10 protein-coding genes are annotated in these 12,951 nt (G+C 69.9%); 6 read left to right on the top strand and 4 right to left on the bottom strand.

What is annotated here, in order from left to right; genetic code table 11:
- The first annotated feature begins 22 nt into the window (after positions 1-22).
- Both HWX62_RS06435 and HWX62_RS06430 read left to right on the top strand, forming a co-directional pair.
- A complete protein-coding gene (locus HWX62_RS06435) occupies positions 23-1,606 on the top strand; it encodes an NAD(P)/FAD-dependent oxidoreductase (RefSeq protein ID WP_175931964.1) in 1,584 nt (527 codons plus the stop codon).
- Positions 1,607-1,613: 7 nt separating this feature from the next.
- Complete coding sequence (locus tag HWX62_RS06430; RefSeq protein ID WP_175931900.1) at positions 1,614-2,597, top strand: alpha/beta fold hydrolase; 984 nt, start codon at positions 1,614-1,616, stop codon at positions 2,595-2,597.
- Between the two features lie 58 nt (positions 2,598-2,655).
- Here HWX62_RS06430 and HWX62_RS06425 read toward each other — a convergent pair whose 3' ends face one another.
- Positions 2,656-3,054, bottom strand: coding sequence for a carboxymuconolactone decarboxylase family protein (locus tag HWX62_RS06425; RefSeq protein WP_126367561.1), 399 nt, complete (start codon positions 3,052-3,054; stop codon positions 2,656-2,658).
- Between the two features lie 364 nt (positions 3,055-3,418).
- Here HWX62_RS06425 and HWX62_RS06420 point away from each other — a divergent pair, with 364 nt between their 5' ends.
- From HWX62_RS06420 to HWX62_RS06400, 4 genes are all read left to right on the top strand, one after another.
- Positions 3,419-5,752 carry a collagen-like triple helix repeat-containing protein gene (locus tag HWX62_RS06420; RefSeq protein ID WP_175931901.1) on the top strand — a complete coding sequence of 778 codons (2,334 nt, stop codon included), beginning with the start codon at positions 3,419-3,421 and terminating at the stop codon, positions 5,750-5,752.
- 127 nt (positions 5,753-5,879) lie between these two features.
- A complete protein-coding gene (locus tag HWX62_RS06415; RefSeq protein ID WP_175931902.1) occupies positions 5,880-7,163 on the top strand; it encodes an isoprenylcysteine carboxylmethyltransferase family protein in 1,284 nt (427 codons plus the stop codon).
- Positions 7,164-7,617: 454 nt separating this feature from the next.
- Positions 7,618-8,208: a histone acetyltransferase gene (locus tag HWX62_RS06405; protein WP_175931904.1), complete on the top strand. Its 591-nt coding sequence runs from the start codon at positions 7,618-7,620 to the stop codon at positions 8,206-8,208.
- A gap of 54 nt (positions 8,209-8,262) precedes the next feature.
- The gene (locus HWX62_RS06400; protein WP_175931905.1) at positions 8,263-8,835 is read left to right on the top strand and encodes an NADPH-dependent FMN reductase; all 573 of its coding nucleotides are present in this window, start codon (positions 8,263-8,265) and stop codon (positions 8,833-8,835) included.
- Positions 8,836-8,868: 33 nt separating this feature from the next.
- Here HWX62_RS06400 and HWX62_RS06395 read toward each other — a convergent pair whose 3' ends face one another.
- Genes HWX62_RS06395 through HWX62_RS06385 form a run of 3 tightly spaced genes read right to left on the bottom strand, consistent with a single transcriptional unit; the run spans position 8,869 to position 12,947 of the window.
- The gene (locus HWX62_RS06395) at positions 8,869-9,495 is read right to left on the bottom strand and encodes a DUF2894 domain-containing protein (RefSeq protein ID WP_175931906.1); all 627 of its coding nucleotides are present in this window, start codon (positions 9,493-9,495) and stop codon (positions 8,869-8,871) included.
- Entirely contained in the window at positions 9,492-10,136 is a 645-nt protein-coding gene (locus HWX62_RS06390) for an OmpA family protein (protein ID WP_175931907.1), read from the bottom strand. Before HWX62_RS06390 ends, HWX62_RS06395 begins: the two co-directional genes overlap by 4 nt.
- 3 nt (positions 10,137-10,139) lie before the next feature.
- Complete coding sequence (locus HWX62_RS06385; RefSeq protein ID WP_175931908.1) at positions 10,140-12,947, bottom strand: DUF802 domain-containing protein; 2,808 nt, start codon at positions 12,945-12,947, stop codon at positions 10,140-10,142.
- Positions 12,948-12,951 lie beyond the last annotated feature (4 nt).

The raw sequence follows: 12,951 nt of genomic DNA, 5'->3' as shown, positions 1-12,951 counted from the left end.
CCACGCCGACCCAGGACCCCGCATGACCTCGACGACGACCGACCGGCGCGACGCGCCGCCCGCCCCCGGCGCCCGCCGCGACAGTGCCGATAACCGCGACCTCGACGTGCTGATCGTCGGCGCCGGCCTGTCCGGCATCGGCGCCGCGTATCACCTGAAGCAGCGCTGCCCGCATGCGAGCGTGGCGATCGTCGAGGCGCGCGACGCGATCGGCGGCACCTGGGATCTGTTCCGTTATCCGGGCGTTCGTTCGGATTCCGACATGTTCACGCTCGGCTACAGCTTCCGCCCGTGGCACAGCGACAAGGCCATCTCCGACGGCCAGACGATTCTCGACTACATTCGCGACACCGCGCGCACCTACGGCATCGACAAGACGATCCGCTACGGCCACAAGGTCGTCGCGGCCGACTGGGATTCGAACCGCGCGCGCTGGACGGTACGCATCGAGCGCACGCAAGACGGCGCGACCGACACGCTCGTCTACACCTGCCGCTTCCTGTTCATGTGCAGCGGCTACTACGACTACGACGCCGGCTACCTGCCCGACTGGGCCGGCATGGACACGTTCGAGGGCACGCTCGTGCACCCGCAGCACTGGCCGAAGGATCTGTCGTACGCGAACCGGCGCGTGGTCGTGATCGGCAGCGGCGCGACGGCCGTCACGCTGGTGCCGTCGATGGCGGCCGACGCGCAGCACGTGACGATGCTGCAGCGCTCGCCGACCTACATCGTGTCGCTGCCCGCGCGCGACAAGATCGCGAACGCGCTGCGCCGCGCGCTGCCGTCGCGGCTCGCGCACCGGCTCGTGCGCGTGAAGAACGTGCTGCTGACGATGTACCTGTACAACGTGTCGCGGCGCAAACCCGAGCAAACGAAAAAATTCATCATCCGCGCGGCCGGCAAGCAGCTCGGCCCCGACTTCGACGTCGCGAAACACCTGACGCCACGCTACATGCCGTGGGACCAGCGCGTGTGTCTCGTGCCGAACGGCGACCTCTTCAAGGCGATCCGCGCGGGCCGCGCATCGATCGTCACCGACGAGATCGAGCGCTTCACGCCGACCGGCCTCGCGCTGAAGAGCGGCCAGCAGCTCGACGCGGACGTGATCGTCACCGCGACCGGGCTGAAGGTGAAGCTGCTCGGCGGCGCGCGCGTGACGGTCGACGGCCGCGCGGTCGATCTGCCCGAGACCGTGTCGTACAAGGGGATGATGTACAGCGACGTGCCGAATCTCGCGTCGTCGTTCGGCTACACGAATGCGTCGTGGACGCTGAAGGCCGAGCTGATCGCGCGCTACGTGTGCCGGCTGCTCAACCACATGCGCGCGAACGGGTACGACACGTGCGTGCCGCGGCTGCGCGCGGGCGATCTCGGCGACGTGCCGGCCGTCAACCTGAGTTCGGGTTACATCCAGCGCGCGGCCGGCATCCTGCCGAAACAGGGGCACCGCAAGCCGTGGAAATTCCATCAGAACTACGTGCTCGATCTCGCGTCGCTGAAGTTCAGTGCACTCGCCGATTCCGCGATGCATTTCGAGCGCCGCGCCCAAGCCGCCCCGGGCGCCACCGCGCCGGCCACCGAACCCGCACTCGAAACCCGCTGAGGCTCACATGACTCCTTCGCTCCATCTGATCCAGAACGTACTGCTCGGCGTCGTCGCGGTGCTTGCCGCGCTCGCGCTGTTTTCCGCTTACGTGGCCCGTCGCGTGACGCGCGCGTTTCCGCCCGAAGGCCGCTTCGTCGATATCGACGGCGACCGCATCCACTACGTCGAATACGGCAACGGGCCGCCGATCGTGTTCGTTCACGGGCTCGCGGGGCAATGGCGCAATTTCGCGTACCTGCCGCTCACGCGGCTCGCGCAGCGGCACCGCGTGATCCTGATCGACCGGCCGGGCGCCGGCCGCTCGCTGCGCGATGCGGCCTCGCAGGCGAACGTGTTCGCGCAGGCCCGCACGGTCGCCGCGTTCATCGACGCGCTGAAGCTCGACAAGCCGGTGCTGGTCGGCCACTCGCTCGGCGGCGCGATCGCACTGGCGGTCGGCCTCAACCACGCGGACCGCGTGAGCCGGCTCGCGCTGATCGCGCCGCTGTCGCACGAGCAGACCGAACCGCCCGCGCCGTTCAAGCCGCTGATGCTGCCGTCGCCGCTCGTGCGCCGTTTCGTGTCGTGGACCTTCGCGATCCCGCTGACGATCCTGACGGGCCGCCAGGCCGTGCGCCAGGTGTTCGCGCCGGAAGCCGTGCCGCGCGACTTCCCGGTCAAGGGCGGCGGCCTGCTCGGCATGCGCCCGCACGTGTTCTACGCGACGGCGACGGACCTGCTGTCGGCGCCCGTCGACCTGCCCGCGATGGAGCGTCGCTATGCGGAGCTCGCGCTGCCGGTCGACGTGCTGTACGGCCGCGCCGATCCGATCCTGAACTGGCGCGAGCACGGCGACGCGCTCGCGAAGAAGTCGGCGCGCGTACGGCTGAAGGTCGTCGAGGGCGGGCACATGCTGCCGGTCACGATGCCGGAAGCGACGGCCGACTGGCTGCTCGACGTCGCCGCCGCGCCGGTCGACGCCGCCGCGCAGACGGTACGCATCGCGTAGATCGCGGCGGCGAAGCGGAGCCTGATATGCGTGCCGGACAGCGGGCGCCGCGACGGAATCAGGCCTCGTCGTCGGGTATCGACAGCCCGAGATCCGAGAGCACCTCGCGCGCGCTGCGAAACGCCTCGACCGCGGCCGGCGCCCCCGCGTACAGCGCGCTGTGCAGCAATACCTCGCGAATCTCGACGAGGCTCGCGCCGTTGTTGAGCGCGCCGCGAATGTGCCCCTTCAGTTCCGTGCTGCGGCCGAGCGCCGCCAGCATCGCGCACGTACACAGGCTGCGCGTCTTCAGGTCGATCCCGCCCCGCTGCCACGTGCTGCCCCACGCATGCTCGTTCAGCCAGTTCTGCAGCGGACGCGAGAATCCATCGAGGTCGCGCATCGCGCGCTCGACGAACGCCTCGCCCATCACGTCGATGCGCCGCGCCTTGCCGTATTCCCTGTCCTGTTCGCTCATGTCGGTGTCCTGGTGGTTGGAGCCGCCGCCGCTGCCGCGCCGACGGCGGCGGGCGGATATCGCGCCATGTTCGGCGGGACGTCGCGTTTCGTCAAAGATGCGGCCCTCGGTTCTCGGCCGTTCGCGTCACGGGCGGCCGAACGCTACGTAACATCCCGCCGCGCGTTACGGCGCCTTACGGGAACATCGCAGCTTCGATGTTTGCGCACCGCGCGTGCCTGTCGCGCGAAACCGCCATTACTCCGTTTAAATCGCGTCGATATTCCCGATTTCCGCAACAAATCGCACCACCGTTTCGCGAAACCTGTCATGGCGCGGAATTTGCAGAGATGGCTTGGGACACACTTCCAATGTCGAGGCCAACATGCAGAATCTCTTCAAGAAGACGACGGTAACGATGGCCGTCTCGTCACTGCTCGCGCTGTACGGCTGCGGTTCGGTCGATGGACCGACGACCCCGCCGACGATCAAGCCGAGCACCTCCGGGACGAGCGGCAGCTCGGGGACTTCGGGTACGTCGGGGACTTCCGGCAGTTCGGGCACCTCCGGCACTTCGGGCGCTTCCTCGGGTACGTCCGGTACGTCGGGCACCTCCGGTACGTCGGGCGCTTCTTCCGGTACTTCCGGTACTTCCGGTACTTCCGGTACTTCCGGTACTTCCGGTACTTCCGGTACGTCGGGTACTTCCGGTACTTCCGGCACCTCGGGTACTTCCGGCACCTCGGGTACTTCCGGCACCTCGGGTACTTCCGGTACCTCGGGTACTTCCGGCACATCGGGTACTTCCGGTACCTCGGGCACATCGGGTACTTCCGGTACCTCGGGTACTTCCGGCACCTCGGGTACTTCCGGTACCTCGGGCACTTCCGGCACGTCGGGCACTTCCGGCACCTCGGGCACCTCCGGCACGTCGGGCACTTCCGGTACTTCGGGCACCTCGGGTACTTCCGGCACGTCGGGTACCTCCGGTACGTCAGGTACCTCCGGCACGTCGGGTACGTCGGGCACCTCTGGTACGTCGGGCACCTCTGGTACGTCGGGCACCTCCGGTACGTCGGGCACCTCCGGCACGTCAGGCACCTCCGGCACGTCGGGCACCTCCGGCACGTCAGGCACCTCCGGCACGTCGGGCACCTCCGGCACCTCCGGCACGTCAGGCACCTCCGGCACGTCGGGCACCTCCGGCACGTCAGGCACCTCCGGCACCTCCGGTACCTCTGGCACGTCGGGTACGTCCGGCACCTCCGGTACGTCGGGCACCTCCGGTACCTCTGGCACGTCGGGTACGTCCGGCACCTCCGGCACCTCCGGCACGTCGGGCACCTCTGGCACCTCGGGCACCTCTGGCACCTCTGGCACCGGCGTCACGCCCCTCGGCAATGTCCTCCAGAAATCCGGCAACCTCGTGACGGCGCTCGGCACGACCGTCGTGAACGGCGGCGCTCAGATCGGCGGCGTGCAGATCCCCGGCACGAACCCGACGACGGCCACCAGTGTCGGCAACGCGGTCGGCAGCCTCGGCAACGGCGTGCAGTCGCTCGGCAACGGCATCGCGGCCGGCCTGGGCTCGATCGGCGTGTCGGCGAACCCGCTCGGACCGACGCTCACGTCGACCACCGGCCTGTTGACCGGCGCCGGCGGCGCGGTCAACAACCTCGGCAATGCAGTGACGAGCCTCGGCACCGGTCCGCTGTCGCCGCTCGCACCGGCGACGACGCTGGTCGGCAGCCTCGTCAACACGGTCGGCACCGCGGTCAATTCGACCGCATCGGCGCTGAACACGGCGCTGAACAGCTCGCCGGTCCAGCAGCTCGAAACGCAGCTCGGCAAGGTGATCAACCCGATCACGAACACGCTGACGGGTGGCGTCACGACGCCGGGCGTCACGCAAACGCTCGGCAACGCAACGCTGCTCGGCGCACCGCTCAGCGGCCTGCTGGGCACGCTCGGCAGCGGCCTGGGCCTCGCCGGCACGAAGATCGGCGGCGCGACCGGCAACCCGGTCGGCGATGCTCTCGGCAACAGCGTCGGCCAGCTCGGCAACACGGTGACCGCGACGGGCGGTCTCGTGTACAGCGGCAGCGGCAGCTCCAGCAGCGGCACCAACCCGCTCGCACCGATCACGGGCCTGCTCGGCACGTTGACGGGCGGCCTCGGCGGCGGCGGCTCGAGCGGTTCGGGCGGCACCAGCGGCACGAGCGGCACCAGCAGCAGCGGCGGCCCGCTCGCACCGATCACCGGCCTGCTCGGGACGGTGACGGGCGCACTCGGCGGCATCGGTTCGAGCGGCACGGGCGGGACCAGCGGCACGGGCGGAACGAGCGGGACCGGCGGCACCAGCGGCACGGGTGGCGCAGGTCTCGGCGGCCTGCTCGCGCCGGTCACCAACCTCGTCAACTCGCTGACGCCGCTCGGCGCGAGCCTCACCGGCACCGTCACGACGCCGGGCGGCAACGTGTCGGGCACGCTCGGCGGGGTGCTGACGGGCACGGTCACGGGTGCGCTGGGGACGCCGTCCGGCTCCGCGGGCGCCACCGGCGGCGCAGGCGGCACGGCGACGACGCCGGGCGGCGGCGGCTCCGTGGTCACCGGCCTGACCGGCGGCTCCACCGGCGGCGCCGCGGGCGGCACCGGCAACCTGCTGTCGCCGGTGACCAACCTGCTCGGCGGTCTGCTGGGCGCCGGCACCAAGAAGTAAGCGTTAACGCATCACGTATCAGAACGACAGGCCAATGGCCGGGCGCGCATCCATACCAAGCCCGGCCGACGGCCGGCGTCACCCGCCAAGCGGGGGCGCCGGCCCTCATCCCTACGAGGATCCGATCATGAACTCCACGCTCGACGGCGTCGTCGCTGCTCCGGACCACCCACCCCGTTCCGCCACGCCGTTTCGCGCCGGCCTGCTCGGCATCACGGCCGGACTCTTCGCGCTGTGGATCACGCGCGACCACCCGGCCCTCGACGCGGCCACGCGTGCGGTCATCGCGAGCCTCGCGATCATCGGCACGATCGCGCTGCACGAACTCTTCATCTCGCGCGTCTACCTGCGCCCGAGTGCGGGGCTGTCGCGACAGGCCGTCCGGCCCTTGAGCGTCGCACGCGTCGCGACGCGGCTCGGCGCGCTGACGTCGATCTACGCGGGCATCGGCGCGATCTACTGGCTGCTGCCCGAATACCACGGCGCGTTCTACCTGCCGTTCTGGTCGCTGCTGCGCTCGCTCGCGCCGTACGTGATCGTCGCCGCGCCGTTCTACTTCGCATGGATGGACCGCCACCAGCGCGAGACCGACGACGCGTACCTGCTGTGGGGCCGCCTCCTGTTTCGCCGCGAGCGGCCCGCGAGCTGGAAGCCGGTGCGCGAGATGCTGGCCGGCTGGGGCGTGAAGGCGTTCTTCCTGCCGCTGATGACCGTCTATCTCTCCAAGGACGCCGATCACCTGAGCGCGTCGCTCGCGAACGCGATGCACGCGCCGATGACGATCGCGACCTTCGTGTTCATGTACGACCTGTCGTTCACGATGGACCTGATGTTCGGCACCGTCGGCTACCTCTGCACGTTCCGCATCCTCGACAGCCACGTGCGCACCGTCGAGCCGACGACGCTCGGCTGGGTGGCCGCGCTGATCTGCTACCAGCCGTTCTGGTCGCTGATCTCGAACAACTACATCCGCTACGAAGGCTCGATGTTCTGGGACAACTGGCTGCTGTCGGCGCCGACGCTGCGCGTGATCTGGGGCACGGTGATCATCCTGCTGCTGCTGACCTACGCGCTGTGCACGATCTCGTTCGGGCTGCGATTCTCGAACCTCACCAACCGCGGGATCATCACGTCGGGCCCGTACCGCTTCACGAAGCATCCGGCGTACATCACGAAGAACCTGTCGTACTGGATGGTGTCGGTGCCGTTCGTCGAGCCGCTCGGCTGGCAGATCGGACTCATGCACTGCGCCGGGCTCGTCGCCGTCAACCTGATCTACTACACGCGGGCGAAGACGGAAGAGCGTCACCTGATGCGCGATCCCGACTATCGCGCGTATGCCGAATGGATCGAGCGGCACGGTCTGTTCGCGCGGGTCCGGCAGGCGTTCGGCGGGCGGCAGGCGGTGTGACGCAGCGGGCGGGGCGCCCGTTTCAACGCGCCCCATGCGGCCAATTGTCGCGAAACACCCCGATTCTCCGCTTTTCGTCGCCTTTCTCCTCCCGTCCGATTGCTCGCCGCCGACACGTCGCGTATGGTGCTGGCCGTCCGCGCACGATCCGTCGCCGGACACCCGACCGTCGCCCCGCGCGACGGCCGTGCGGGCCGTGCCCGCCGCTCACCGTCTCCGCGATGCCGCCTGCCGGCGCCGCGCGTTCATGAGGAAAGAGGCGTGATCCACAAAGTCCTGATCCTGTTCGCACTCTGCATCGCGGGCCTCGCCGCGATCGCCGCCGGTTTCCAGCACATCCCCAGCTGATTCGCGGCCCCGGCTCGCGTCGCCGAGCCCGGGGGCCGCACCCGCTTCCGTTCCCTTTTGCGATGAACCTCTTTCCCGAACCGCCCGGGACGGGCGGCTTTTTGCCATGCGTATCGACGTACAGCACTCCCAGCACGACATCGACGACGAACTCGACACCCTGTATGAACGCCTCCACCAGGCGGGCCATCGCCTGCACGGCCTGCCGGCGGTCGCGCTCGGCCGCTCGGGCCTGATCGTCCGCCACCGCGAGGCGGACGGCGAATACTTCCTGTACGTCGAGGATCCGGCCGCGCGCCAGCTCGCCGGCTACACGGTGTTCAACCGCCTGCCCGAAATCCCGCGCCGCGCCGACCGCTACCTGCGCGCGCCGCATACGCGGCTGCGCGGCTCGGCGCAACGCAAGGGCCTCGCGACGACGCTGTACCGCTGGGGGCTCGACGCGGGCCTGTGCCTGATCAGCGGCGCGCGCCAGTCGGTCGGCGCCGCGCGGTTGTGGACGGCGCTCGCGCAGGATTACCGGCATGGCTTCGTCGATGTCGAAGGCCGCGCGCTGCGCTATCTCGGCGCCACCGTCGCCGACGACGTGCACGGCGCGCTGCACACGCGGCGGCTGTTGCTCGGGAACGGATGGGACATCGGCACTTTCGCGCAGGCGGCCGGGATGAGCGACGCGGCCCGAGCGCCGATGCGATAATCCGCCGAAGCCGCGCGATGCGCGGGCTCAACCCGCCAATCGACACGCCCTTCGATGACCCTCGATCCCCGCACCGACGTCAACCGCCCGCTCGATATCGTCGCGCTGTGCGGCAGCCTGCGCGCGCAGTCGTGCAACGCCGCGCTGCTCGACGCCGCCGCGCTCGTCGCCCCGCGCGGCATGCGCATCGCGCGCTTCGATCGTCTCGGCGAATTCCCGCTGTTCAATCCCGATATCGAATATCCGACGCCCGCCGCGGTGCGCGATCTGATCGACCGCCTGAACGCGGCCGACGGCGTGCTGATCGCCAGCCCGGAATACGCGCACGGCGTCACGGGCGTGATGAAGAACGCGCTGGACTGGATCGTGGGAGGCGAGGCCATCGTGTACAAGCCGGTCGCGGTGCTGAACGCGTCGCCGCGCGCGACGCATGCGGACGCGGCGCTGCGGGAAACGCTGTCGGTGATGTCGGCGCGCATCGTCGAGCCCGCATCGATCGCGCTGCCGATCCTCGGCAGCCGGCTCGACGCGGCGGGCATCGCCGCGCATCCGTCGTTCGCGTCGGCGCTGGTCGATGCGATGCGGGCGCTCGGTGCGGCGATCGACGACCCCACGCCGAACCGGTAGGCGATCCGCACGCCGGCCGCATACGCCGCGGCGTTATCGCGCCTTGGCGCGCGTCGTCTTTCTCGCCGGCTTGGCCGCCTTCGCGCGCGGCGCTTCCTTCTCGGGCTGCGCGCCGCCGCCGGCGAGATCCTCGAGCCATGCGAGCGCATCGACGTACGACAGGAACTGCTGCAGATAGTCCGGCGACAGCTCGCGCATCGTTGCAAGCGAGCGGTGCACGAGGCTGTTCGAATTGAGCGGCCCCGCGTTGCGCGGCACTTGGTCGAGCGACTGGCGGTATTGCTGTTCCGTACGGACTTTCGACCACGTCGCGCGGAAGTAGTCGACCAGTTCGGGATCGAGCCCGCGCCGGTCGGCCTGCGCATCGCGGCCGAGCCCTTCGACGAGCGCGGCAAGCGCGCCGCGCGCGGGCACAGGCGCGGCGGCTTGCGCCGTCTCGCGCGTCGCTGCGGCGTCATCGGCGCGTGCGACGGTCTGCGCAAACCCTTCGATCAACGCCGCCAGCCGCGCGTCGAGCAGCGCACGTGCCGCGCCGTCGAGCACGGCCGCGCGGCGCGCGAGCGCGTCGATCCGGTGAAACCGCACGGGATCGAGCCGGTCCGCGCCCTGCTCGCGCCATGCGTCGAGCGTCGCGCGCACCTGCGTCGCATCGCCCGTCACTTTGCCTTCCCTCCGTTCGACGCCGATTTGCGCGGCACCGGCGCGATCTCCACGCGGCGATTCTTCGCGCGGCCTTCATCGTCCGCATTCGAGCTGACCGGCTGTTCGGAGCCGAACGCCGCCGCGAACACCGACGCGGGCGGCACGCCGGCGTCGATCAGCGCGCGCGTGACCGTCAGCGCGCGCTTGGCCGACAGTTCCCAGTTGTCCGCGAACAGGCGGTTGCCGGCGTGCACCTGCTGGTCGTCCGCGAAGCCGCTGACCATCAGGATTTCGTCGCGCGTCTTCAGGTACGTGGCCAGCGGGCCGGCCAGCGTCTTCAGCAGGTCGCGGCCCGCGGGCTGCAACTGGTCGGAGTTCAGCGCGAACAGCACGTTGCCGCTGATGCCGATGCGCCCGTTCACGAGCGTCACGCGGCCGGCCGCGAGCGGCCCGGCGAGCGCCTGTTCGAGCGACTTGCGCTGCTGCGCCTCGAGCTGGCGCGCACGCACCGCTTCCTCGAGCTTCGACGTGAGCTGAAGCTGCATGCCGATCACGCCGACGAGGATCAGCACGAACGCGCCGAGCAGCACCGACATCAGGTCGGCGAACGCGGGCCACACCGGCGCCGATTGCGCGCCGCCGTCGATTTCGTCGTGCATGCGTTACGCTCCGACGGGCGCCCGCCGGCCGGCGAGCTGCTGCAGGTCTTCGACGATCTGCTTCTGCGACATCACGCTCAGGTCGATCACCTCGCGCGCCTGCGCGACGTAGTACTCGAGCTGCTCGTCGCTGCGCGCGAGCGATTTCTCGAGCGCGGCCTCGATGCGCTGCAGATGCGTCAGCAACTTGTCGTTCGATTCGCCGAACACCTGCACGGCCGTCCCGAACGCGTCGCCGAGGCTCGCCACTTCGACGGCGCCGGCCGTGACCTGCGCGGTCACCGAATCGAGCTTGCGCGTTTCGGCATCGACGGTGTCGTTGAAGCGCGCGCCGACGCGATCGAGCAGATCGGCCGACGTGCTGACGAGCGCGTCGATCGCGGCGCGCTGTTCGGTCGACGCGTGGTTGACCGCGCCGAGCAGCGTCTCCAGCGTCGCGAGCAGGCGGCTGCGTTCCTCGAGCATCGCGGTGTCGCGCACCATGCTGTCGGACAGGCGCTGGCGCAGCTCGGCGACGACGTCGGCCGCGGCCTTCGGCGCCTCCGACGCGGCCTGCACGAGACGCGCGATTTCGTTGATGGTATCGCTCGCGTGGGCCTGCGCCTGCGCGGTGATGTCGTTCGCGGTGCGGGTCAGCGCGTCGCAGATGTCCTGCTGGCGCGCCGCGGCTTGTGCGCTCGTCTGCGCCCATTCGTCGCGCAGCGCGGCCGCCATCGCGGCGAGCGACTCGCTCCAGGCGGACAGGCGGGCCTCGTCGCGTGCGGCCAGTTGCGATTGCAGGCCGGCGTGCGACTCGCGGATCGTCGCCAGCAGATCGGTCGAGCGTTGTTCGAACGTCGACGCCTGTGCGGCGAGGTCGCGCGTCGTTCGTGCGAGTGCATCGCAGATTTCCTGCTGACGGCCGGCGCTATGCACGCCTGCGCGCTGCCATTCTTCGCCGAGCTTCTCGGCCATCGCGGCCAGCGACTCGTTCCACGCAGCGAGACGTTGTTCGTCGCGCGCGGCCAGTTGCGATTGCAGGCCCGTGTGCGACTCGCGAATCGTCGACAGCAGATCGGTCGAGCGTTGTTCGAACGTCGACGCCTGTGCGGCGAGGTCGCGCGTCGTTCGTGCGAGTGCGTCGCAGATTTCCTGCTGACGGCCCGCGCTATGCACGCCCGCACGCTGCCATTCTTCCCCGAGCTTCGCCGCCATCGCGGCCAGCGACTCGTTCCACGCAGCGAGACGTTCTTCGTCGCGCGCGGCCAGTTGCGATTGCAAGCCCGTGTGCGACTCGCGAATGGTCGACAGCAGATCGTTCGAGCGTTGTTCGAACGTCGCGGCCTGTGCCGTGAGATCGCGCGTCGTTTGCGCGAGGGCGTCGCAGATTTCCTGCTGACGGCCCGCGCTATGCACGCCCGCGCGCTGCCATTCTTCGCCGAGCTTCGCGGCCATCGCGGCGAGCGAATCGTTCCACGCAGCGAGACGTTCTTCATCGCGTGCGGCCAGTTGCGTCTGCAAACCCGCGTGCGACTCGCGCATCGCGGCAAGCGTCGCGGCCGAATGGCGCTCGAACGTCGCGGCGGCTTCGCCCAGCGCGCGCGCGTGCTGGCCGGCCAGCGTCTCGCCGACCTGCTCCTGGCGCGCCAGCGCATCGCGCCATGCATCCGACAGGCGGCCTTCGGTCGATTCGAGGCGCGTCGCGACGCCGTCGAGCAGATCCGACGAACGCCGCGCGAACGTCTCGGTGAACTGGCCGAGCGTCGTCTGCAACTGCTGCGCGACGGCGCTACCCGCCTGACGTTGTTCGTCGATCGCGCGGTTCCACACGGCCGTCACGTTGCCGGTGGTCTTCTCGAAGCCTTCGGTCAGCCCGTCGAGCTGACGCTGCACCGCGCCCGTCACGGTGTCGCGCAGCGCGGCCATTTCCTGCGCGAGCCCGCTCATCGTCGCGGCGACGACCGGCTGCAACGCGGCGCCGGCCACGCGCGCGCTTTCGGCGGCGCTTTCCTTCAGCGCATCGCCGACGTTCGACGCGAGGCCCGCATACGCCCGCTCGGTCCGGTCGAAAAACGCCTGCTGGCTTTCGAGCTGGCGATCGTGCAACGCCACGCTGCGCGCCTCGAGCGTCGTCATCATCGTCTGCAGCCGGTCGACCAGCGCCGGCATCACGTCGGCCTGGCGCTGCAGCAGCCGGAACGATTCGTCGCGCTGGTGCGCGGACGAATACACGCGCAGCGTCGTCGCGATCTTCGCGTCGAGCTGCTGGGCCGCGTCGATCCGCTCGCGGCGCACGAGCGCGGACAGCAGCCCGAGCATCGCGGATGTCGCCACACCGGCGATCGACGTGCCGAACGCGAACCCGAGCCCCTTCACCGGCGCGATCAGCGACGCGCGGATCGCATCGAGATCGGTCGCGCTCTCGAGCGCGGCGCCCGTGCCCTTCAGCGTGACGACCATCCCGAGCAGCGTGCCGAGCATGCCGAGCAGCACCAGCAGGCCGACGAGGTAAGGCGTGAGCGCCGGGCCCGGCAGCGCGACGCGCGCGCCTTCGACCCGTGCGCGCACCGCGCCGCGCAGGCCCGGATGCAGCGTGTCGAGCCACGTGTCGAGCTTCGCGGGCGGCTCGGTCAGGCCGGCAAGCGCGTGCGACAGCGTGGCGGTCGCCTGCCGGTAGCGCAGCAGCTCCCAGGCGCCGGCGACGTAGCACGCGCCGATCAGCAGCGTGACGGCCGCCGCCAGCGGGTTCGACGCGACATAGCCGGCACCGATCCAGCCCACAGCGAGCAGACCGGCGACGAAGACAACGAGATCAAGACGAATTCTGGACATAGCG

Source organism: Burkholderia sp. BCC0506 (genome assembly GCF_902833145.1).
Lineage (GTDB): Bacteria > Pseudomonadota > Gammaproteobacteria > Burkholderiales > Burkholderiaceae > Burkholderia.
The sequence above is the reverse complement of the archived record's forward strand: the minus strand, read 5'-3'. Positions and strand labels throughout refer to the sequence as shown.